17 protein-coding genes are annotated in these 24,295 nt (G+C 45.3%); 4 read left to right on the forward strand and 13 right to left on the reverse strand.

Annotation, left to right across the window (positions count from 1 at the left end; all coding sequences use genetic code 11):
- Positions 1–169: 169 nt before the first annotated feature.
- Together ACBP55_RS25985 and ACBP55_RS25990 are read right to left on the reverse strand one after the other, a co-directional pair.
- Positions 170–1,042, reverse strand: a complete 873-nt coding sequence (locus tag ACBP55_RS25985) for an NAD-dependent epimerase/dehydratase family protein (RefSeq protein ID WP_464645771.1) — start codon at positions 1,040–1,042, stop codon at positions 170–172.
- Positions 1,043–1,178: 136 nt separating this feature from the next.
- On the reverse strand, positions 1,179–2,396 hold the full coding sequence (locus ACBP55_RS25990) for a Gfo/Idh/MocA family protein (RefSeq protein ID WP_464645772.1): 1,218 nt from the start codon (positions 2,394–2,396) through the stop codon (positions 1,179–1,181).
- 268 nt (positions 2,397–2,664) lie between these two features.
- Here ACBP55_RS25990 and ACBP55_RS25995 point away from each other — a divergent pair, with 268 nt between their 5' ends.
- Positions 2,665–3,438: a helix-turn-helix domain-containing protein gene (locus tag ACBP55_RS25995; protein WP_464645773.1), complete on the forward strand. Its 774-nt coding sequence runs from the start codon at positions 2,665–2,667 to the stop codon at positions 3,436–3,438.
- Positions 3,439–3,809: 371 nt separating this feature from the next.
- On the opposite strand, the gene ACBP55_RS26000 is transcribed toward ACBP55_RS25995, so the two are convergent.
- From ACBP55_RS26000 to ACBP55_RS26045, 10 genes are all read right to left on the reverse strand, one after another.
- On the reverse strand, positions 3,810–5,381 hold the full coding sequence (locus ACBP55_RS26000) for a glutamate synthase-related protein (protein ID WP_464645774.1): 1,572 nt from the start codon (positions 5,379–5,381) through the stop codon (positions 3,810–3,812).
- A gap of 70 nt (positions 5,382–5,451) precedes the next feature.
- On the reverse strand, positions 5,452–5,979 hold the full coding sequence (locus ACBP55_RS26005; protein ID WP_464645775.1) for an AAA family ATPase: 528 nt from the start codon (positions 5,977–5,979) through the stop codon (positions 5,452–5,454).
- 144 nt (positions 5,980–6,123) lie between these two features.
- Positions 6,124–6,996: a sugar phosphate isomerase/epimerase family protein gene (locus ACBP55_RS26010; protein WP_464645776.1), complete on the reverse strand. Its 873-nt coding sequence runs from the start codon at positions 6,994–6,996 to the stop codon at positions 6,124–6,126.
- An 18-nt stretch (positions 6,997–7,014) separates the two neighbouring features.
- Positions 7,015–8,271: an alpha-L-fucosidase gene (locus ACBP55_RS26015; RefSeq protein WP_464645777.1), complete on the reverse strand. Its 1,257-nt coding sequence runs from the start codon at positions 8,269–8,271 to the stop codon at positions 7,015–7,017.
- Between the two features lie 126 nt (positions 8,272–8,397).
- On the reverse strand, positions 8,398–10,092 hold the full coding sequence (locus tag ACBP55_RS26020) for an ABC transporter substrate-binding protein (protein ID WP_464645778.1): 1,695 nt from the start codon (positions 10,090–10,092) through the stop codon (positions 8,398–8,400).
- A 119-nt stretch (positions 10,093–10,211) separates the two neighbouring features.
- Positions 10,212–11,111 (reverse strand): carbohydrate ABC transporter permease, encoded by a 900-nt coding sequence (locus ACBP55_RS26025; protein WP_464645779.1) that lies wholly within the window; start codon positions 11,109–11,111, stop codon positions 10,212–10,214.
- Positions 11,112–11,182: 71 nt separating this feature from the next.
- Complete coding sequence (locus ACBP55_RS26030; RefSeq protein ID WP_464653410.1) at positions 11,183–12,082, reverse strand: ABC transporter permease; 900 nt, start codon at positions 12,080–12,082, stop codon at positions 11,183–11,185.
- 317 nt (positions 12,083–12,399) lie between these two features.
- Positions 12,400–14,637 (reverse strand): helix-turn-helix domain-containing protein, encoded by a 2,238-nt coding sequence (locus ACBP55_RS26035; protein ID WP_464645780.1) that lies wholly within the window; start codon positions 14,635–14,637, stop codon positions 12,400–12,402.
- 219 nt (positions 14,638–14,856) lie between these two features.
- Positions 14,857–15,714 carry an alpha/beta fold hydrolase gene (locus ACBP55_RS26040; RefSeq protein WP_464645781.1) on the reverse strand — a complete coding sequence of 286 codons (858 nt, stop codon included), beginning with the start codon at positions 15,712–15,714 and terminating at the stop codon, positions 14,857–14,859.
- A gap of 67 nt (positions 15,715–15,781) precedes the next feature.
- Complete coding sequence (locus tag ACBP55_RS26045) at positions 15,782–17,158, reverse strand: MFS transporter (RefSeq protein ID WP_464645782.1); 1,377 nt, start codon at positions 17,156–17,158, stop codon at positions 15,782–15,784.
- Between the two features lie 386 nt (positions 17,159–17,544).
- Between ACBP55_RS26045 and ACBP55_RS26050 the strand changes: the two genes are divergently transcribed.
- Complete coding sequence (locus tag ACBP55_RS26050) at positions 17,545–18,126, forward strand: TetR/AcrR family transcriptional regulator (RefSeq protein WP_464645783.1); 582 nt, start codon at positions 17,545–17,547, stop codon at positions 18,124–18,126.
- A 147-nt stretch (positions 18,127–18,273) separates the two neighbouring features.
- Here the strand turns inward: ACBP55_RS26050 and ACBP55_RS26055 are convergent, their stop codons facing one another.
- Complete coding sequence (locus ACBP55_RS26055) at positions 18,274–22,275, reverse strand: discoidin domain-containing protein (RefSeq protein WP_464645784.1); 4,002 nt, start codon at positions 22,273–22,275, stop codon at positions 18,274–18,276.
- Positions 22,276–22,643: 368 nt separating this feature from the next.
- Here ACBP55_RS26055 and ACBP55_RS26060 point away from each other — a divergent pair, with 368 nt between their 5' ends.
- Together ACBP55_RS26060 and ACBP55_RS26065 are read left to right on the forward strand one after the other, a co-directional pair.
- Positions 22,644–23,807: an RCC1 domain-containing protein gene (locus ACBP55_RS26060; RefSeq protein WP_464645785.1), complete on the forward strand. Its 1,164-nt coding sequence runs from the start codon at positions 22,644–22,646 to the stop codon at positions 23,805–23,807.
- A gap of 276 nt (positions 23,808–24,083) precedes the next feature.
- Complete coding sequence (locus tag ACBP55_RS26065) at positions 24,084–24,281, forward strand: PspC domain-containing protein (protein ID WP_464645786.1); 198 nt, start codon at positions 24,084–24,086, stop codon at positions 24,279–24,281.
- Positions 24,282–24,295: the final 14 nt, after the last annotated feature.

The raw sequence follows: 24,295 nt of genomic DNA on the forward strand, positions 1-24,295 counted from the left end.
TTCGGCTCGCGGATTCGTTCGTCCTGTTTTCATATAAGGCAACCAACGTTTATGGGGTTCTTAACGTGATCGTAGAACAAAATGATATTTCTGCTGACAAGCAAAATAATTATAAAATTAACGGAGCCCGCAAAACCTGCGTGGCTCCGTCTATATTCGAACGACTATATCACAATGCTGGGATTTCAGAAGGTACCCTCAAGTTTGTTACATCGATCCCTTTTTCATCGCGTGCTTTTAAGTCTTGTAAAAACTCCAGGAAGCCATAACGAGGTTTCCAACCAATTGCCTTTTCAGCCTCAGAAAGGTCATGCTGTTCCACTTGCTCTGGCAATTCGATCTCGTATTTCTTCAGCAATTGAATTGCGCCAGGTACCTGTGTCTCACACCATTCTAGACCATATTTTTTGAAGTCTTGAATTACTTCTATCGGCATGCCGTGATTTGTATGAACAATTGTACGAAAAAGCCCCACTCTCTTTTCCAAAACTGCCTTGACAGAAGCAACAGTAGCTTCAGCTACATCCCTTCTATCCACGCCATTACGAAGCAATCTTGCCCCGAACTCTAAGTAGGGGCGAGGTATGAACTCATGGTAACGAAGCATAGCTATCGATGCACCGGTCATTTCATGATATGTCTTACACAGATCTTCCCCAATAACTTTACTGACGCCATAAACGGACCCCCATCCATATGCCATGGAAGATGCATACACAATAGATTGAATCCCAGCTTGCCTGCATGCTTCCAGAACATGGAATGTTCCATCCACGTTTACAGCAAAAATCGTTTCATCGCTTACGGGTGGATGATGTGCGCAATGCCATGCTGCTAGATGAACAACCGCATCCATTCCATTTACAGCTGTACGTACATCACCAGGGGTTCTCGTATCACATCGAACGAATTCGATTTCTCTCAAATCGTCCGCACTTGGTGGCATAACGTCTGCCATTCTAACCGAATAGCCGGCTTGAATTAATGCTCTGCAGACAGCTTGACCGCCATTGCCGGCGGCACCGGTAACTAGAACTTTCATGATTTTACACCACCTAACTTCGTATTTAGGTTATCTATTCGTTATCCTCAATGATACACCTGCATTTGGTTAAAAATATTCATGCCCTTTAAAATAATCGCGTTCGCTATTCTTATTGCCATCTCGCCGCTTTTCTCTAGAAAGTTCCTGCCATCATATCATCCGTACGTTCAATCCACTTCCCGTTCGTAAAGTCAGGGAAACTTACTGCAGTCCCTCCGGTATTTACCGATTGTTCAGATAACACGGTTATTGCCATCCAGGATGCCATATCATATACATCAATTGTTGGAACGGATCGCGTTGCCACGCTTGTTACAAAATCGCGAAGACATAAATAATCCATACCTCCATGACCACCCTTTACGCCTTCTTTCAAAAATTTCTGCCATAACGGGTGTTCAAACTGTTCTTTATAGCCGTCAAACGATTCCCATTGATGCGCTGGACTAGTTCCTTCCATGTGAATGACATTGCCGTCTTCCATCCAGATCCCCTTCGTTCCCTGAATCCGTCCTCCTCTTGAATACGGCCTCGGCAATGAAGTGTCATGCGTCAATAAAATGGTTTCACCATGTGCACATTGAATCATTGTCGTCACAATATCACCCAATGCGATCCTGGAGCGAGCTGCTATGTGATCTTTGCCAAGATGTTCATTTGCCCAAAGATTAATGCCTCTGGATTTGGACGCAATCGATGTCAGGCTGATAAATCGGTTTCCACGATTGATGTTCAAACAAGCCGCTGCCAGTCCCAGTCCATGCGTAGGGTATACATCACCGTTTCGGTTCAGATAATTGTGAATCCGGTAATGCCTATTCTCTATCCCCATAGCAACCTCTTCCCGCAAATCATGCTCATATGAGCCGCGGCAATGGATGATTTCACCGAACAACCCTTGTCTCACCATATTCAATACGGCCATTTCCTCCCGTCCGAAACAGCAGTTCTCCAGAAGCATGCATGGCATTCCTGTTGCTTCTGACGTTCTTACCAGCTCCCAGCATTCCTCAAGCGATGCGGCCCCCCCAACCTCCGCGCCTACATATTTGCCTGCTTTCATTGCGGCAATCGCGATTTCCAAATGACTTGTCCATGAGGACGACACAATCACTGCTTCAATGTCGTTTCGAGCCAGCAAATCTTTATATTTTGTATAAGTGTTCGGAATCGTTTGGTTGACAGCCTGTGCATCCTGTACGGCAAGCTGCAATCTGTCTTCATATAAATCGCTTATTGCAACAACTTCCACTTCCTCCATCGTTAGCAGCAAGTTGAATAACCCCCTGCCCCGAGGGCCTACTCCAATAACGCCCAACTTAACCTTTACACCATCTAATGGTTTTTCCATATCATACACCTCTTCAATTTCTTGTGAATTTCAGTTTATAAAAATATGGTATCATGAGATTAATCCGTTTGTATTTGTCAATTTCCGAATTAAAGTTGTGAATTTCCGTGATAATGAGGTGACATTCTCAGAATGGTTTTCGGTTTCAAGCAACCCCATACCCGAATTTTGGACACTCGCGCTTTCGCGCCAAGCATTCACTGGGTCTGAACACCAAAACGTTCCTCCTGTCCAGGGTTTTACCCGGCGACTATATGATGGTGAGCTTATGTATGTGTACTCTGGTTGTATTGCCGTACATTTCGAAGATAGTACTGAGCCGGTTACCTTTTATAGCGGAGATTTGCTTATTCTCCCCCCGGCCGTCAGGCATCGGATTGAAACAATGAGTTCCCCCAATGCACGATTGCTTGGAATTCACTTCGATCTCTACGATGAGCTGGATATCGAATTCGACGGAGATATGGTTGTTTCGGAGAGACAAGTGAAGGAGGAATTGTTTTGCTTCTGGCCAATCACAGCCGATGGAAGGTTGGTATTTGCCCGTTGCTACCGATCTGTTCCACTAGAGATTGTTAGGTGGATGGAAGAGATCGCCAAATCTTTTCAGATCAACAAATCAGACTCTTTTCTGGTTTGTCGCGGTTATATGCAGCTCGTTCTTGCGACTTTGCTTAACTTGCATCATGAGTCTGGACGGCAATCTGCTTCTATTTATGAGGAGTTACTGCTTGATTTGAAGGTAGAACTTCAACAAAATATCCACTTGCCCTACACGAATAAAACGATGGCGCAGCGTCTTAATGTAAGCGAAGATCATTTTATCCGTCTATTTAGACAAGTATTTGACTTGTCTCCGCAGAAGTATTTACAAGATTTGCGCCATCAAGCTGCAAAGCGTTATTTACGTGAAACAGATTTTAAAATCGAGTATATTGGCGTTTTGGTCGGTTATGATGATTTGCATAATTTCAGCCATATTTTTAAAAAATGGCAGGGTATTTCTCCGATCAACTATCGTAAATTATTCAGAATTATATAAGGGGCTTTCAGAAATATAAAAACGGAGCCACGCGGGCTCCGTTTTTATATTTCTGAATTCGTTGGAATTCAAATAAGTTGTTAATATGAAGCCGTATATTTTTCAATAGGTTGAGTTGTTTGTCGCAGCGCTCTGCCTTTTCTGAATCGCATACATGCCCATGATTACCACCACAAGTTCGTAAGTATCCAACTGTTCGCATTGATTGTTCAGAAGAAATGCTCCTGAAGAAAACCAACCGTTTACTTGTTCGAAATGGGCAACAAGCGCACCGGATTCATCAGATATCTCATATTCCTTTAAAAATGCCGGGGAAATAATCTCATAGCTGCCTCGCCCTTCGGTTTCATATGTGAATTTTGCTATTTTTATTAATCAGATTCTGGATAAGGAAACAAATCAACGATTCGCACACATTGACCGCTTTCGTTCGTAAACACAACATGTTCTCGCCTAAATCCACGTGGGCTCTCCAAGCCACAGGCCGCAGCCAGCGAGAATAAGCCTTCCCTCAGTTGAAGAATGTAGTTCATTACCCGCCATTGCTTTTCCTCTGGCGCCAGCGCAGCCTGATACTTGGAATCCGTAGTTGTAATGCCGGTCGGACACTTACCGGTATGGCACTGCATCGCCATGATGCAGCCGTTAGCCATCATAAAGCCGCGAGCGGAGTTAACACAGTCGGCACCCAGTGCTAGGGCGATTGCAACTTTATCAGGCGTTATGAGTTTACCTGAAGCGAAAATTTTGAAACGGTCGCGTACGCCGAATTTTCTAGCTAAATCGTCGAGGATGAGTAACGCGGCAAAGAGCGGCAATCCCATACCATCCGCCATCGCCTTAAATGTCGCTCCAGAACCACCCTCTGAACCGTCTACGGTAATGAAATCCGGATAGATATCCAATTCTATCATAGAACGGAAAAACGGCTCTAGCCGCTTCGGATCACCGACGACGATTTTGATGCCCACCGGCTTACCTCCTTCTTCTTGTAGGGTGCTTATGAAACGGAGCGCTTCCTCCGGATTGGTTAGAAATTCAAACCGATTCGGCGAATTCACCGTTTTTCCAACAGGCACCAAGCGAGCTGCCGCGACTTTCTCGGTTACCTTTGAGCCTTCGAGGTGCCCGCCACGTATTTTGGCGCCCTGATGAAACTTCAATTCAAAAGCCTTGATATTGGGGACCTCAGCTTTGTGCTTGTATTCTTCTATGGAGAAGCGGCCGCTATCATCTCGGAAGCCAAACATGCCAGGCCCGATCTGTGAAATGATATCGACCCCTGTTGCAAGATGTACATCAGCAACCCCGCCTTCACCGGTATTGATCCATGAGCCGCTCGCCATCCTTGCTCCGCTACCTGTTGACTGAATATAATGCTCGCCGACTGCGCCGTAGGAAGTGGCTGAAGCACCGAACATGCCTTTGAGCCGCCAAGGGTTTTTGCGGTTTTCACCTACCACTATGACATCGTCATCATCCAGCAACCAAGGTCTTACTTGTTCTTCAACGAATTTTTCCTTCCGAGTAAAAAGCCCCTCGTCGGTAATTACATATTTTTTTCCGGGTACCATCCCTTTGTTATCCACCCTAAGTTCGCTAGTCAATTTCGGAAACATGGCATTGGACAAATAGAAACCGGGCTTCTCATAATCGCGCCTGCCGCCGAATGAGATGAGATCCGTTCGGTATTTCGCCGCATACACAATACCCACAAAATCGGCTCGCGAGAAAGGCTTCCCTTCCGTATCATTGTCAAACCAGTATTGGCGGAACTCAGGCCCGAGCTTTTCAAGCAAGTATCGCAACCAACCAAGGAACGGGTGGGAGCGGATGATGGAATGCTTTGGTTTTTTGGATAAAGCATACATATAACCAAAAAAAATGAGTGGTGGCAAAATAATGATAGCCATCAGTATGACCAACAGGACAATATGTACCATATAGAAAAACCTCCGAATCTCTAAACGCGAATTAAATTTAGTATTCCATCTTATTCCAATTTAAGACATATTAGTAATGGTTAGCTCCGTTAATCTGCCCATTCATATGTCCGCGTACCCATTCACTTATTTGAAAAGCCACTTCATGTACCCCCGTTTTAGACGTATCGACGGTCGGCATTGGAGGTGTGTATGCTTTGTCAGCATTTTCAAGCAACCACCTGGCAAAGGACTTATGCTCTTGAATCATTTCCTCTGACCAGTCCCTTGCACGTAGTCGTAATTCACGGGTTTCATCGTCACAATGCAGGTTCAAATAGTAAATATGCTTGAAATATGGATAATCCTCACACTTTTCAACATCCCAAGGCATCATGGTTCCACATATGAGTGATACTCGCCCACTTCCGGCTATATTTCTTGCAACACGGAGCCAAATATTTTGAATTTTGCTCCAGTCGTCTCCAACAAATGGATGAATGGAATCAATATCGAAAATATCAACATCAGGCAATAATCCTCTGAGCTCCTTAATAACTGTTGTCTTTCCTGCACCACTTGCACCTGTCACAATAAACAACGGAATTTTAACGTCCATGCCTTTCCCCCCTTGAAAAGTTTTGAATTATTTTTTACCATAGTAGAAAATCCAAATATTGTAAAGTAAGACTTTGAATCTAGCATGCTAAACGTATGAGAAAAAACAGCCCATCCATTCTGGACGGCTGCTTTTGTCTTTCACCTAAATTTCATTCCACAATTTTCTTAAGTTATTCATACCAATCCGCGAGCCGATTTCGCAGTCTTCCATCCCTTCGAATTCTACGGTTACATAGCCGTCATAGCCCGTGTTTTTGATCAGCTTTATGATTTCCCTGATCTCGATGTCCCCATGACCAACGATCGCGCCTCTTAAATAATTGCCGTTTGTAGTCCGAAACCAATTGCCTTCTCCGGGGTCTTGATAGTACGGTCTGAAATAAAAGTCTTTAAAATGGATTAAGGAAGCGTAAGGCAGATTTTTGCGAACGCCGACAAGCGGGGCTTCGTCAACGCACATAAAGTTGCCTACATCCAATGTCGTTTTAAAATTGGGACGGTTCACTTCGGCCAGCACTCGCTGCACCCGGTCACTCGCCTGCACCGAGAAACCGTGATTTTCAATCGTTGTCGTTATGCCGTAGTTTGCCGCATAGTCGGCAATAATTTGGCTTCCGCGAACGATGAGCGGTAAACTGGTTTCAAAGTATTCGATCGTCATTTTCTCCGGAGGCAGTGTAAAGGCGGTAACATCATGGCGCATATGCCTCATGCCTAATCGATGCACGAGATCAACGTGCTGCTTGACGCGCTCCATCTCCGCTTCGAACGCTTCCTCCGTCTCCTGCACGAAGTTAGCAGGAATGGAATAATTCGATAAGTCGATGCCGAGCGATTTCGCCTTATCCCTAAGTACATCTGCCAACTCCAGGTTATCCACAAGAGTATACCCATACGGAACAAGCTCCAGATGCTCGCCGCCGTTGTCTTTCACCCACTGAACAACATCCAGAATGGTCATTTTTTCCGACTTCAACGCCGGCAGCAAACTATAAGAACTTAGCCCGATTTTCATCTTCATACCTCCAAGTATTCATCTATTCATACCTTCGAAACCGTTTACCGAGTAAGCGGCAAATTTGCGCACAATCGGTGTCGCTGCGCACGCGGTAATCCGGACTCTCAGTGCGCTTGTCTCTACCGCTGCAATTTTGTCTATTTTTTTGTGACCAATGGCGCTTCCTTTTACAAGCTCCACCCACTCGCCGTTATGCTGCGCTTCAAGCACATATTCACGTACCCGTTCGCCGTGTGCGATGTCTTCCATCAAAACAACATGGTCGACGGATTGCTCGCCCTCCAAAAGAAGCGTTACTTCCATGCCTTCTCCTGTTGTGACGGCAATCGGAACATCAAATCGACGACGGATTTCATCGCCCAGTTCGATTACTCGCTGCACGTCTACTTCCGGTAGTAAACCGCGGTCATCTGGAGCCACATTTAACAGCAATGTCGCGCCATGCCCCACAGATCGGTAGTAAAGATCCATCAAGTGTTCCAAACTATGGAGGCTGCTCTCGTCGTCTGGATGCCAAAACCAGTGCCGTCTGCGGATCGGCACATCGCACTCCGCTGGCACCCATGACGTAGTTCCTTCCATCCAAGTAAGCATGTCGCTTGTGAACATGCTCTCTCTAGCGCTCTCCGCCGTATTCCAGCATGGGTATGGGGCAACGCCGTCTTCGTTTCCAACCCAGCGAATCGTCGGCTGCCCCATATTGAACACCATCGCATCCGGCTGATACTGGTTGACAAGTCCGATAATTCTCGACCAGTCGTACTCCCGTCCCTGAGAGCCTGCCCCATCAAACCATACCTCGACAAGCGGACCGTATTGTGTCAACAGCTCCGTCAATTGTTCCGCATAGAAATCGTCATATGCCGCTTTGTCCGAATAACACGGCTCATGGCGGTCCCAAGGCGATAAGTACAAACCGAACTGCAAGCCTTCCTCCCGGCAAGCATCGGACACTTCGCGGACTACGTCCCCTTGTCCATCTTTCCATGGGCTTGACTTGACCGAATAGTCGGTCGTCTTCGTTGGCCACAAGCAGAACCCGTCATGATGCTTCGCAGTCAAAACAAAATATTTGAACCCGGCCTGCTTGGCCGTCCGCACCCACTGGCGTGCATCCAAATGTGCAGGATTGAACTTAAGCGGTGAGTCCGTGCCCTCTCCCCATTCCTGATCACAAAATGTGTTCATGCCGAAATGACAAAACATGCCCAGCTCCAAGTCCTGCCAGGCCATCTGCTGCGGGGTCGGTTTCGCTAGAACTTCAGTATCCATGAATGAGTCACACTCGCTTCCTTTTTATTTGTATGATCATTGCCATAGCTATAGCAGTCGAAAATCGCATAGTTCCGCCAACAGATCCATTCAGATCCGAAGGCGGAACATACGGTAACTTCTGTATTACTTTTTGGCAATCGCCTTTTGATAAATATCGATATACTTGCCTAGCTGCAGACCGTCAAACCCTTTTACATAGCTATCCCAATCTTTCTCGATATCTTTACTTCCTGTAATGAATTGCGCCATGTTGGACTTAATGTAATCGCGAATTGTCGTTTTCAGTTGCGCTGCTACTTCCGCATCTTCCAGTGCAATGAACACGCTGGACGGATACATCATCTTCGATTGGAAAGGTTCATATTTCGCCGATTCACGCTTCAATCGAACTTCGTATGCGCCTTCAGCAAGCGGGTCTTGCAGGGCTGCCCACGAATCGCGGTATTGGAATGTGCGGAGAGACGGACCGATCTGTTCCCAACCATCGTTGTGCGTCGTTTTGGTTTCAGCTTTCGGAATAATGGCATACTTCGCCGGCTTGCCGTTCATATCCTGCTCGCCGTCCTTCGCTTTACGCCATCCTTGGTTCTCCGGCCCGCGTTCTTCAAGTACGATCGCTTCTTCCGTGTACAAATAGTCAGCCAAACGGATTGCCGCAATTTGCTGTTCTTTCGTCGCTTTATTCGTAATTGCCATCTGCGAGCTGCCCACTCCCGCAAAATACCCTGCTTGCTGCACACCGCTCGGTCCTTTGAGCGGAGGAACGGTTACATATTCTTTATGACGCGGATGCTTTTCGTCCGGCGAGTGCGCGTAACTGATCAGGGCAGTCGTAATGGCACCCATGACGTTTGCGTCCTGGCGGTTGCCCAGCTGCTGAATCGCATCGGAGTTTTGCGTGAATGACGCTGGATCGATCAATCCTTCCTTATATAACTTGTTCAGATACAACAATCCCTGCTTCCATTCTGGCTTATTGGCGGACAAATCCACTTTGCCGTCCTTCAAATAGAGGAACGTTCCGCTGTCTTTGTCCACTTGGTCGTCGATAATGAACGAGTTCATCAAAAAGGAGGCGATGTTGCCTGCCCACATGTCGTCGGAACCCGTCAGCGGGATTTCGTCTTTTTTGCCGTTGCCATTCGGATCTTTATCCTTAAATGCTTTCATCACTTCGTAAAACTCATCCGTCGTTGTCGGCATTTTCAGCCCGAGCTTATCCAACCATGACTGGTTAATCCACAGCTTCTGGGCGTAGTTGCAGTGATAGCATTCGTTTATTTGCGGAAGCGCATAAATGTTGCCATCCGGTGCTGTAATGGAGCCTTTCAGATAAGGCAAATCAGCCATCGCTTTCTTGAAGTTCGGCGCGTATTTATCAATCAAATCGTTCAGCGGAATAAACACGCCCTGCTTGCCGTACTTCATCTGCTCGTCTTTGGTCAAGGACCCATGTAAAATCACTTCCGGATAATCGCCGCTTGCCAGCATCAGCTGTTTGCGATCGTTAAGCGCTTTGTCAGGTACAAGGTCCCATTTAATTTGAATGTTTGTCTTGTCCTGAACGTATTTCGTAAATGTATTGGTCTCCATATTCTCAATGCTGGCGAGCTGAGGTGCAAACATTTTGATCGTCATCGGCTTCTTTACGATCGGGTATTGTCCAACTGGTGAGAACACATCGCTTGCGACTGGCGCGCTGCTTGATGATGAACTTGCCGCAGGCGTACTTGATTCCGTGCTGCAAGCGCTCAAAACTAGCGAAAAGCTTAGTGCTACCCCCATTGTTCCCGCATATGCTTTTTTCCATTTTTTCATATCGACGACTCCTCCCGTTTTATCGAACCCTATCATTTGAACCTAAAGGAAGTAATCTAAGCTGCACGACGAACTCACCACCACCTTTCATGTTAATTGGGCTGTTGGCCGCAATAGCGCTAACCTTTCAATGAACCAATCATGACGCCCTTCACAAAATGCTTCTGCACGAACGGATAGATGATCAGCACGGGCGCACTCGCAACAACGATAAGCGAATACTTGAGCAAGTCCTTCAGCCCCTGCTGAGCCAGCATTTGATCCACTTTGGACACCATGGTCGCATCAATTGTGTTCAGAATCAGAATGTTGCGCAGCACGATTTGCAAAGGGAACAAATTTGGCGATTTCAGAAAAATCAAGGCATCGAAGTACGCATTCCAATGGCCGACTGCATACATCAGCGTCAGCACAGCAAGAATCGGTTTGGAAAGCGGAATCACGATACTGGTAATGAACCGGATGTCACTGCATCCATCAAGCTCAGCAGCTTCGGCGATCTCATCGGGAATCGTTGTCTGGAAAAAGGTGCGGGCGACAATAACCTGAAACACCGCCAGCGCTCCCGGCAAAATCATGGCCCAGCGAGAATCGAGCAAATGCAGGTTTTTCACGACCAGATAGAACGGGATAAGCCCTCCGTCAAACATCATCGTGATGACTAGGAGTACCATAATAAAATTACGGCCGTAGAACGTTTTTCTGGCTAGCGGATAAGCAAGCATGACGGTCAATGCAACATTGACGGCCGTACCAGCGACTGCATAAATGAGCGAATTCGAGTAACCGGATACGATTTGCGGATTGCGGAACACCGCTTTATAGCCTTCCAGCGTAAACTCGACCGGAAACAGCCACACCTTACCGGATACAACAGCTTGCGGTGAGCTAAACGATGAGCTGATGATGAATATGAGCGGGAACAGGACGACTATCAGCACCACAGTTAATAGCATGTAGATGCCAAGCAGAAACAACCGGTCGCCCTTTGATTCTCGAATCGTTGTCGTTTTTAACATAAATGATCCTCCTTACTGCGGGCTGACGTTCCGGAAATGTGTGCAGCATCGGGTTCTTGCGGCTCCGTCTGTTACCACAAGCTCGAATTGGACAGCTTCTTGGCTATGTAGTTGACACCGATGAGAAGAATCAGGTTGACGACCGAGTTGAAGAAGCCGATTGCTGCTGAGAAGCTGAAGCTGGAGCTAAGCAGACCCACCTTGTACACATAAGTGGAAATGACTTCTGACGTGCTGACATTGAGCGGATTTTGCATCAAATATATCTTTTCGAAGCCAAGCTTCATTATGTTGCCTAAATTCAAAATGAGCAGGATGACGGAAACTGGGATAAGACTTGGGATATCGATATTAATGATCTTTTGAGGTCTGGACGCGCCATCCACTTTAGCCGATTCATACAGTTCAGGGTTAACGCCTGACAGAACCGCTATATAAATGATGGCACCGTAACCCGTATACTGCCAAACATCTGACCAGACATAGATCGATTTGAACAAGCTGGGGATGCCCATGAAGTTTGTGTTTTCCACGCCGAGCATGTGCAGAAACTTGCTGATGATTCCAACGTTCGGCGACAATGTTACGATGAGAATGGACACCATGATAACCGTCGAAATAAAGTAAGGCGCGTAAGTAACCATCTGCACGCTCTTTTTGAAAAATCCGTTGCGTATTTCATTCAAAGCCAGCGCCAGTAGGATCGGGGCCGGAAAGCCGACAAGCAAACCGTACGTACTGATGCCGAGCGTGTTCTTCATATACAGCCAAAAATTCGGCGACTCAAAAAATTGTTCGAAATATTTCAAACCGACCCAGGGGCTTCCCCAAATGCCTTTGATGACGTTGTAGTCTTTGAAAGCAATGACAACACCAGCCATAGGAATATACTTAAAAATGACCAAATAAAGAAGCGGCAGGAAAACAACCAAATATAACTGCCAGTGACGCTTCATTTTTTTCCTAACCATGTTAAAAGATGATTTGCTGCCGGGCGCTGCCGTTTTATGCTGCTTTCTGATCTGTGGAGTTATGGACTGCCTTATTTCCTTTTGTATGATTGACATTAGCTCCTTCTCCTTTCGTATGTACTGATTGCGCTTTCATAACCTAATACTAGAGTGCGCATACAGCCTGCTGCAAGAAACAAGAATCGTGGCCCTAACCTTTTTCACATAGCCTGAAAAAGCGCACAGCTCCGGTAAATAGCCGAGCTGCTGCCTGACAACCATTATGAAACTAATAGGTAAACAAGCTCTGCAAACTCTTTTCTACCGCTTAACCAATTTCACCCAGTCTCTCTACGTGCCGCTTCCTCGCGGAATTCGCTGGGGGAACTGCCTACCACTTTCTTAAACGCACGGCTGAATGAAATCGCGCTCGTATAACCGACCTGTTCGGCTACCTCTTGCATGGAAGCTTGCGATTCAGTGAGCAAGCGCTGCGCAACCTGCATGCGGATATCGATCATGAAGTCGATGAACTTCTGCCCGGTCTCTTCCTTAAACAATTTACTTACATATTTGGCATTAATGTTGAAGTTTGAACTGAGATATTCGAGCGACATATTCGGATTAGCGTATTGGTCTTCAATGAATTTCCGCATATCGCGAATCGTAGCAGCATGCAGACGCTGCTCCTGCGCTGCCTGCAAGACGGCGCCCAAACGATTCAGCACGGCCAAAGTCTCTTCCCGCATTTGATCGAGAGAATGGCATTGATCAATGGTTTCGCTGAGCTTCGGCAAGCCGTCCCGTTCCCATATTTCTTGAAACTCTTTCGTCATGCCCGCCATTTCCCGGCCCAAATAGTAAATGAAATAATTCATCAGATTCGTAATCTCGTCCTTCGTCAGCAACCCCTGTTTCATTTCGCCAAACAGCTCGTCGAACTTCGTCCGCCATTCGTCTTCAAGCAGTCTGAACGACTGGATTATGGCGCGAATCGCGTTCAGATGCGAGAACACTTCTGCTTGTCCATGATTTGCGATGTGCTTGCTCGTAATAAGCCGGTTTTCCCCGAGCACAATTTTGTGTTTCAGCGCCGTAAGCGCCTCTTTGTACGAATTGGCAACATCGGAAAGTTGTACAACCTGCTCACCGATACCGATCGTTACCGTAAACTTCAGGTTATCCTGCGTCCACACACGAACGCTCTCAAAAAGCTCGAGAATCACAGAATGCTCGCTAACCTCCTCTTCGCTGTTAACGAACACCATGACGCTGAGCTGAAACGCGGAAGTCCACTCTGCCCACAACTCGAGTCCATGCTTGGGGGCAAGCTCCTGAATGACACTGCGAAGCGCAAATTTAAGCAGATTCTGGTCAATGCGCGAGTATTGACGGCAAAAGTCATTGTATTTATCCATTTCGATTACAAGCATCACTTGTCCATCGGAAGGGCGCGGAAGCTGCAGACTGCTCGTTTCTTCCATCCATTCCTCGATCGTTAAGCCCGAACCGCCTTCAATGAGCTGATGAAACAAGTACCTCGTTCGAAGATGCATGTCTTCTTTGTGCTTTTGCTGATACTGATTGGACTGTTCAATAATATTGACGAGCGCCGATTCGATGAACGAAAACTCATCCCCGCCATCCTTGGAAACACTGCCTGACAGCGGAAGACGGTAACCGCGAATGCGCGCCACTATCTGCTCTAGCGGTTTGGAATTGCGTCTAGTCACATAAACGAGCCATATGAATCCAAACACAATCATCGCGATCCCGATAATAAACCACACGTTATACAGCGAGGAGACGATATGAAACACCTTGCCGTTGACGAGTCCGCTTTGATAGGACCATCCCGTATAGCTCGAAACGTAATTAGAATATACCCTTGCTTGTTCCTTAGAGCTCGAATCGTTAAACAACTCGTTGCCTGAAGCGTCCTGGACCCCGATAAAGCTAGCTTTAGAATCGTACAGATCGGCGATATTTTTCTGCAAAGAATCGGTCGCCACGTTGACAACGATCATTCCTTTCTCACTCGTTATGAACGGCGCCCCTCGAACAAGACTGACGACAGGCTTGCTTCCTTTCACCTCAAACTGCTCAAACTCTCTAACACCCGACCAGTGCTTGGACAGCTGCGGAACCATGGCCCGTTTAATGAACGGCTCATCCTTATAATTGCTGAGTTGATCGCTTGTCGCATTACTAAGAACGAAATTGTCTTCAAAACGCACCAAATAGATCGAATCGATAATCGGATAAGAAGTGATCATATCCTGCATTTTTTTTACCGCACTGATGTTGATGTAAACGCTATCTTTTGCGTCATTATTAAAGAAATCAATCAATTGCTTATTATTAATCGATTCGGTCATCACCATATTGTCAATTGCTTTCAGGGAAGTGTCAATCAGACGCATTGCCTGCAGGGACAGCATTTTGTTGGCGTTGAGCGCTTCCTTCCGGCTTTGCTCGCTTAGCAGCTGAAAAAATACGAAAAACGTAAATGTGACAACGATAAAAAAGATCGGTATATACGAAAGCAGCAGCCGTTTAAATAACGTTTTTCTCATGATCAGCCTCCAAGTTAGAATACCTGCTAATGATTATTTCTTTATTCAGAGGTTATTCCCTTCTCCTAACGTGAATCGACTCCTTTTTTACGGATAGTAAATCTCGCAGCAAAAATCAAAAACTGTACGACCCGAATAACAAAAAACCAGCCAAAACACGAAATAAAGGTGTTGGACTGGTTTTTTTGCGTTCTGTTTTTTTGTTTTTTTCTTCGTCGTTTAATTTCTTTTTAGAAACATAGAAACATGTTCGGCAAACAGATCCGGGTATTGAAACAAGAATCCGTGACCGGAATCCGGATAAATAATCAATTGTGCATTAGGAATGCGCTGGGACACAATATAAGAATTGATAGTCGGAATCATAATATCGTTATCTCCATTAGCTACAAGAACGGGCTGCTTGATATCTCCCAGTCGGTCAAAGGTTGATCCCGTTCCCCAAGCCATAGCTGATTTTATTTGTGCTTGTACCGATTCAGGCTTGACTAGCGGCGCTCTGCCGGCTTTTCTTTTAGCAAGCCGTTCCAGATAGTCAAGTCCTGCCGCTCTGCTCGTTTCCGTCTGTTCGAAGAACAAGTAAAGAAAGTCCTCCGGTTCGTTAACCGGCTTAAAAGCAACTTGGAACACTTCAGGTTTACCCGATTGGGTACCCTCCCCTGTTCCCCCGCCTGTACCTGCTAAGATCAAACGACGAACCAAATCAGGGCGATCAAGCGTTACTATCTGTGCTACGTAGCCTCCCATTGAGAAACCGATGAGGTCCACTTGTTTAAGACCAAGCGCTTCAATAAAAGTGACTGCGAATTTCCCCGTTCCATAGAAGCTTTCTGCAACCTCACCTGAAGATAATCCGACGCCTGCGCTATCAAACAGGATGACCGTACGTTCCTTCGCCAATGCATTGACAAATGCTGGATCCCAATCATCCATCGTACCTCTGAATCGTTGGCAGAATACAAGCGGAACATCGGTTTGTTTACCGAAAGTTCGGTAAGCGAATCGAATTCCGTCTGCTTCAATATAAGAAGTCTCAACTGTTTCTGCTGTTGCTCCACTTTGTTTAACTGCATTCATGATTTATCTTCTCCCTTGAGGTTAGCTTTTATAGAATTATGTCTAAAAGTTGATTCTTATTTAAATCTTAGGCCATTTGTGGTTTTCTCAAGGTCGATCTGAGGTAACCTATTGCGCAACCGATGGATAAGAGTACAACTATCGTCAGTCCCCAATAAATGTTGCTATAAGCACTCGCTAGAGGAATGTTCTTCTGCCAAACAAGGGCACTTGCTGTCATAGCAACACCGAAGGCTCCGCTAAAAAATTGGAGAAGCTGAAACAGACCGAGACCAGATCCAAGCTGAGAAGGCAGTAATATTCTTGACATTTCATTGGATACACTGCTATTCAAAATCGTGATACTAACGCTCATTAGCATATAAATCAACATGATTGAAACAAATGAAGCTCCTTCGAACAAGGCGAACAAAATGACAGAAGCGAGAAGGAACAACGGTAGAAATCTGATAATCGTGTTGTTTCCACGCGCATCAATGATACGGCCAACCCGTCGGGAAACGAATACGGCTAAAATCGAGCCTGGAAAAATAACAAGTCCGGCTTGAATAGCACTTAGACCATACTGTTTAACAAGGATTTGTGGCATTAGAAATAGTGTTGCAAAACTACAGAGATAAGCCGCGATTCCTACTGCTCCTAGAATGAGAAAAGACCGATTCTTGAATAGCGATGGAAGTACGAAAGGCTCTTTAGCAGATCGAATGCGGACGATAAATAAGGCAAGCGCGATAAGCCCAATCAACAGCATAAACCATGAATGGTTGGTTAAGAACAGAAGCAGTCCTGTCGTTCCAACGCCAATAAATAATGCGCCTAGGGCATCGAACGACCCTTTCCGCGGCTCTTCTTTAGGAATGAGCACTACAAAGAAAGGCACTAACAGCAAAGTAACTGCCGTCACGGCGAACAAAATGTGCCAGCCTAGGTATTCGACAATGGCTCCACCGACAACCGGACCTAATCCAAGACCAAGCGAAATCGAAGACATGATCAGAGCCATTGCTTTACCCCGTCTCTCAATTGGAACATACCGTGAAATCAAGTTTAGGGATAAGGCTGGGATTGAACCTGCTCCAGATGCTTGCAGAATGCGAACGATTAGCAGCATGATAAAATTGTGACTGAACAATCCGGCAATTGCCGCAAGGCTGAGAAATAAAATTCCTATTATAAAAAGCCTTCGGATTGGTATGAAATCAGCTAATCGGCTATACGTAATAGATGCCATCGCGAAAACAATGGAGTACCCCGTCACAATCCACGATGTTGATGAAGCAGAGAGGTGAAAGTCTTTTGAAACAGCTGGTAAAGCCAAGTTAAACATCATCGTGTTCATGATGACGAGTACGATCGTTATACCGAGTAGAAGGGTAACAACACCTTCATTCATAACAACCTGATCCTTCCCATAGTCTGAAGAATTCTTCATCTTAAGCGTCATTGTTTTCCCCTCCCTCAAGTTTTTATTTCGCTGAAATCTAATCAATTACATCAAAGTTTTTACGGCGTAACAATATTTCTATTCCCTGATTTGCGCTGTCACTAATGCTACTTTTTAGTCATGTAATTACCTCCGATTAGTAAGGATTATTTGTCATTCAAGAATGATCATTCTTAAATGGACAGCGACATAACAATTGTCGGTTGCGTTATCTAAGCCCAACTATACGTCATTTAAGAATGATCAGTCAACTATAATTTTTGGATATATAAATATATCGTGGTTTTCAAGGTCATTTTTCGATCTAAATCCAAAGAGTATTAGCTTTTTATTTTGACTAACCATTCTTAAATAATTATACTATTCTTAAGAAGGGAGGTTATCCTATGCCCAGACCTAAAGAATTTGACCAAGAGCTTGCTTTAGATAAAGCCATGGAAGTATTCTGGCAGAAAGGCTTTGAAAGAACTTCTATTCAAGACCTTGTGGAACAGACAGGTGTTCACCGCGGAAGCTTGTATGATACGTTCGGAGACAAAAATCAATTTTTCTTGACCTGCCTGGATCGGTTCCGTCAAGTTTCCTCCAATAGGCTTTTTTCCATCTTAGATGAACCCGGTTCTCCCAAAGAGGTGCTTTCCCGGTTCTTTGAAAAGGTGATCGACAATGCCTTAGGTAACGGAACAGGTCGAAGGGGATGCTTTTTAGCTAATACGGCCATGGAGCTAGCAGCCATCGATCCCGGCATCGCGAGTAGAGTTGAAGCTTATAACATCGATATGGAATCCCAATTTTATCATTTTCTGCTGAAGGCGCAAAAACATGGAGAAAAAAAATTCCATCATACCCTTCGCGAGCTTTCACGGTTTTTGGTTAATACGCGCAACGGCCTTTATGTACTTGGCAAAACCGCAACAGATCGGCAACCTCTGCAGGACGTTGTGAAGGTAGCTTTATCTATTTTGTGATTCGCAATTAGATTTGAATAAGTTCAACAAATTTACTTAAAACTAATGTCTAGAATACGAATCTAGATAAGAGGCACAGGATGATCGGACAAGCATAAAAAAGAAGAGGAGTTCCGAAAACTCCTCCTCTTAGCTATCAACGAATGCTTAATGGATGATTAGATTAAAACCAGACTGGATGTAATTTGTATTGGGGTTAGCAATATTACTGAGCATCAGGTTGTTGAACGTTGCAGAGCCATTACCAGTGTACGTGTAAATGGCCGAACCTTTATGTGGTCCCGAGAATCGTGAGGTTGTTATGCCATCAAGACCGGTACCATTAATAGTAATGTTGTTGAATACGATATTTTCGAATCCGCCGCCATATCCAAACTGGACAGCATCGCGCTGCGTGTTGATGATATCGATGTTGGAAATCGTTACGTTCTTGATGGCATCGTTGGAAGCTTCCAGATCGATTGCACCGCGTTCACCATTGTAAAGGTCTTTACTTGTGCCGCTGTTAATAATGGTATTATCCGAAAATACAATGCCCGTATTATTTTGGAAATGATATCCAGGGAATACGGTGTTCATTCTGAAACCGGAACCACCAACGGTGTCGATAATAAAGTTGTGGTCAGCCTTGTGTCCGCTTCCTCCAAAAAATGCAATAGCTCCTGCACGCCAATTATTCTCTATGGTGTTATAAGAGAAAGTATTGTTTACACCCGCTGGTGCACCATTGGTATTATCAGTCCATACGGCAAGAGCATCATCACCGTTATTTCGTAAGCTGCTATTACGGACAATCGAATTGCTGGTTCCTTGGCAGAAGTTGACACCATCAGCAAGGTTATTTCTTATACGACTGTTCTCGATAATCAGCCCCGTAGCAATAATTGCTGGTTGATGTGCATAGTCTGCTACCCAGAAACCACACTCAAAGTGCTCTAACCAGACATCGTGAAATTTGGAATTAGTTCCAAAGTCGTCCATAAAGGCTTTATAAACAGCTTCTTGGCCATACCGTGACCGCAACTTCGAATTGAGATATATATTGCTGAAATCAATCTGGCCTTGGACACGGAATGAAATACCGCCAGACCTCGAATTTGGGTTCGTAAACTGGATGTTTGTATGCCAGATACCAGCACCAACGATCGTGATATTGTTGATCATATTACTGACAGAACCAATTTTCCACATATCCCCAAGATGGAAAGTTCCTTCTGGGATATACATAATCTTACCCGATGCAACTGCTGCATTTACTGCAGCGTTAAAGGCCGCAAGATCATCCTGGCCGTCGTTCGGAACAGCACCGAAATCTGTGACAGATACCGAGTTGGCCGGACGGGCGATTGCAGCAGGAACAGGCTCGATTTCGATGAAGTCAACACCGTATTCCAAGCTATCCCCATTGTTCTTTTGAATACGGATCGTGTCGCCTGGCTGGAGCGGGGTATCTAATTTCCAGTGCACTTCATCAAAACGGAATAGCGGGCGCCCTCCTCCAGGAGTATCTGCAGGCATATCTCCAGAGAAATACTGCCAGCTGTAATAGGAGGTCAACGGTATTGTCTTCACATTGGCACCATTTACATAAACGTCAAGTGAACCGTTTAATCCCATACCGTCTGAGGAATCGGGCATTGTAAATCTCATGGTTACACCTGCACCGCCCTGCCCCTGTCTGACCGTCCATTGCAGATTGGAACCGTTTGAAGGAAGTGCCACATAGCGCTGGCCAGAAGCCTCCGAAGCAATAAGTGCTTGGTCGAATGTCGGGGCAGACTGCAGAGTGGCACCACCACCGCGTACAGCATCATCGGTATCATACCGGCTGTACGGCATGCTTGCACCTCGTTGGGCATATACAACTAGGTTTGCCGTATTTACATTGTTGGCTTGCTTGGTTGCAACTTCGTTAGCATCTACAGCAACAGTAGTAGTTACCGTATAGTTGCCCTCTGCCGCTGTCCATGTCCCAGGAATGGAGACAATAGTCGATGCTCCTGCAGCTAAGGATCCGTTATAAGATCCACTAAATGTTTGAACAGTTGAACCGACAGAATTCTTAAGAACAACTGTTATTCCATGCGAACCGCTTGCAGAAGCTATCGTTCCTTGATTTTTCAGGTCTACGTTAAAGGTAACCGCATTACCGGCAACGGGAGTACTTGGTGTCCATGAAACAGTTCCTACCAAGTCGGAGCTTGCAACCTGGGTTACGGTCAGCGAGCTGGAGCTGGTGTAGTTATTATTGTTTTCGTTTTGCTCGATTACAGCGTTAGCTTCATCAGCTTTTGCGGTTACTGTGTAGGTGCCTGCATTTTGAGCGACGATGTTGGCAGATACCGTCGTGGAAGCGCCGGCAGCCAGTGCGCCTACCGATGAAGTTCCAACCAGCGTGCTGCCAAGGTAGAATCTAATATCAGTTGCTGCGGATGGCGCCGTACCAATGTTCTGCACCGTAGCATTCAACGTTATTGCGTTGGTCTCACTCGGAGCGGATGGTGTCCAAGTCAGACCTGTAACTGTCAAATCCGGGTTCGGAGCAGGAACACCCATGATTTCAAATTCAGCTACTTGACCGGCCGAAGCACCTGTATTCGAGGTTATTTTCAGCTGAACTGCGCTGGCAGTAGCTGATAGCGGAATCGTTATCGTGTTGCTGGTAGTCGGACTAAACGAATAGTTTGCTGCGGAAACCAGGTTGTTGAAGGTCGTGCCATATTGATCATGACCCAGAACTTGGATGTTTTGCGTCCGAGCGCCCCATGCCGTATCAGGGTTCAACTTCAGTATAATCGAGGAAATGCTGGCGTTTGCACCCAGATCTACAGTCAATATGTTCGGGTACGAACCTCCAGCACCTTCCCAGTAAGTCGTTACATTTCCATCATTCGCATTTGTCGCAATGAACGAAAGTACGGAAGAGCTAGCACTAATCGACTTGCCTAAAGCAAGGTTCGATGTAGTCACTGGCGGTGTTGGTGTTGGTGTTGGTGTCGGTGTTGGTGTCGGTGTCGGTGTTGGTGTTGGTGTTGGTGTTGGTGTTGGTGTCGGTGTCGGTGTCGGTGTCGGTGTTGGTGTTGGTGTTGGTGTTGGTGTCGGTGTCGGTGTCGGTGTCGGTGTTGGTGTTGGTGTTGGTGTTGGTGTTGGTGTTGGCGTTGAACCAGAGGTAAAGTTCATCCAATTCAAGTTTAATCCTGTGGATGACACATAAAACCTTAATGTTTGATTTCCTGCCGTCAAATTCACATTTGCGTTTACTGTTGTCCACGTTTGCCATCCGCCCGTATTCGGAACGTCGACCGTGGTTAACACAGTGCCCACACTATTCATCAATTGAAGCTGACTAGTCGAAGAGATGCTCGCTACACGGAATCCAACCGTATATGTGCCGGCGCTTTGCACATTGACACTATAATCCATCCAATCCCCAGTATCCGTCCAACCTACGTTTAATCCACCGCCCGTATCGGTTGTCGTTTCTGTTTGAATACCGAACATTGCACTATAGCTTTCAGCTTCAATTTTTCCAGGGATAACGGTTCCGCTCGGTGTTGGTGTTGGTGTTGGTGTTGGTGTTGGTGTTGGTGTTGGTGTTGGTGTTGGCGTTGGTGTCGGAGTTGGTGCCGCTGTTCCATATATCTCCAATTCAGATATTTGAGCAGCAGCCCATCCTGTATTCGCAGTTACATTAATTTTCACATATCTTGCGCTGGAACCAGTAAAATTAATTGTCACTATATTCAAGTTCGCTGGATCAAAAGTATAAGCAGCGGAGGCAACCAAAGTACTATAGTTCACATCATCCGTGCTTCCCATAACGGAAAGAGTTTGCGATCTTGTTCCCCAACCTGCAGGAAGTTTAAGCACCACTTGATTTATCGTGTTAGCGCTTCCAAGATCAACGTGAATCCATTGCGGGAATGCACTGTTCGTGCTTTCCCAATAGGTTGCTTGATTTCCGTCATTCACATTCGTTTCCACATAGACGTCATTATGTCCGCTTGCTGTAACAGCTTTATTTAAAGCCAAATTCGTAGCCGCAGAAGAAACAGATGGGAAAAACGATATCTGAGTGAAAACTAATAGAAAAACTAGAAAACAAATGAGAGTTGGTTTTCTTGTTAAGTAATGGAAATTAAATTTCATATAAAGCCTCCTTGTACGATTCAAAACTTAAAAGTATCGTTCAATGTCCGATCATTTATCGAAATCCTTTATAAATCCCTCCTTATTTTTCAAAATAAGACAGTCTTGCACATATATTATAGTTGAGTTTTTATGCTCGAAACGATGAGCAATTTCATGTTATCTATGTGCATTATTACGTACCTGGTTATGACTGACGTATTGATAATCATTCCATTCAGGGAAAACTACTCGAAACCTAAATTTTACCAATCATGAGATAACACACCAATAATTCCCCAATTAAATTGCAACTTTTCCTTAAAATAGCAGTCTAAATATTTGAGTGGAATTTTAATCCATATTTTTCAAAGAAAAGAGAGTGAACCATGAGGTCTTTTTGCAAGACATTTCACTTCACGAAGCTGTTGCTGACTGTTGTTTTTGTTGGGCTATTGGGCATGAGTACAGGTATTTTGCCTGCGGCCCAAGCTGCGGAATCGGTTTCAACATCAACAAAGCCAATCAAGGTTTCTGCCTGGAACAATGGATTTGGTTTATTGGACGACCAGGGAGATGTTTGGTATCTGGGAAAACGTGTTCCTACTAAGGTAAAGGGATTAGACCATGTCATTGATATTTCCTATGGTAGGAACGGCTTGGCAGTCAAGGAAGATGGAACGGTTTGGATATGGGGAGAGAACGGAGATCAGAGTACCCAAACAACATGGTTCTATTCAATGATAAAGCCACTCCAAATCCCAGAATTGAAAAATATTGTGAAAGTATCAAGTTCCAATGGCTTATTCGCGGCGTTAGACAGCGATGGAACGGTTTGGACTTGGTGTTTTGCCGTACAACAACTTGATGATCTTACGAAATTTGATCAGAAGCCGATAGCAATACCTGGTTTGCATAAGGTAAAGGATATAACAATCGTCCATGGTAAAGTCATTGCTCTTCAAGAAGATGGTACTGTGTGGCGTTCAGAAGGAATAGATCCGCTCACAGTAACATGGACTGGAGGAAATGTTGAGATTACAAAAAATTCTACCTATACGATAACTACAAAGCAGATTCCGGGCTTAACGGATATTATTGAACTTGGAAAAGGTACCGACACTCTACATCTACTGACATTAAAGAAAGATGGGACAGTGTGGGCTTGGGGAAGTAATCATTACGGGCAACTAATTGGACAACAGGGCGAGGCCGAACCATGGAATGCCATCCAGGTACCAGGGCTCTCAGATATCGTCGCACTTTCTTCCGGATGGACCCACAGTCTTGCGCTTAAAAAAGATGGGACACTCTGGGAATGGGGTTATTTTACAACCAATGAGATTGACAGTTATAAACGACTAACTACGCCCGTGCAGGTCAAGGGACTGGATCAGGTTAAAGCTATTAGCTCGGGTATCAGCTTCAACACTGTCATCCAAGAGGATGGAACGTTATGGGCTTGGGGAGGTAACGATGGAGGTCAGTTACACGATAATACCAATGTCTCGAAATTTAGTCCTATTAAATTTATGTTCCCAAGTACAAGATGAAGTAGTAAATTTCTCATAATCTTTTTGACTTTCAGTACAAACGGACTGCCACGTAAGTGGCGGATCCGTTTTTTTCACTTAAAAATAAGTAAGAAAAGCCTAATCGACGAAAAGCCGAAGCCTAAACTCCCCTTAAGTAGTGGGGCTTCCCCGACTTTAGTACAGCTTCCATAACCGTCGGCGGTCCGTTTTCGCAGATGTTCGAACAAGCTACAATAAAGACATAAGAACGAAGCAGACATACAAAATGCTCGTATTTGAGAGGAGACTTATACAATGAACAAATTATTCAGATCCACTACCGATAGTAAATTTACCGGCCTTTGCGGAGGAATTGCAGAATTTCTCGGAGTTAATCCAACCATCATTCGTCTGATCGTCGTTTTTGCTGCTCTGTGCAGCTTTGGAAGCGTCATGCTGCTTTACTTCATCGGCAGTATCCTTGTCCCAAAAATGCCTTATAGCCATATTTAAAGAAAAAATCCAGC

This window comes from Paenibacillus sp. WG02, assembly GCF_055396115.1.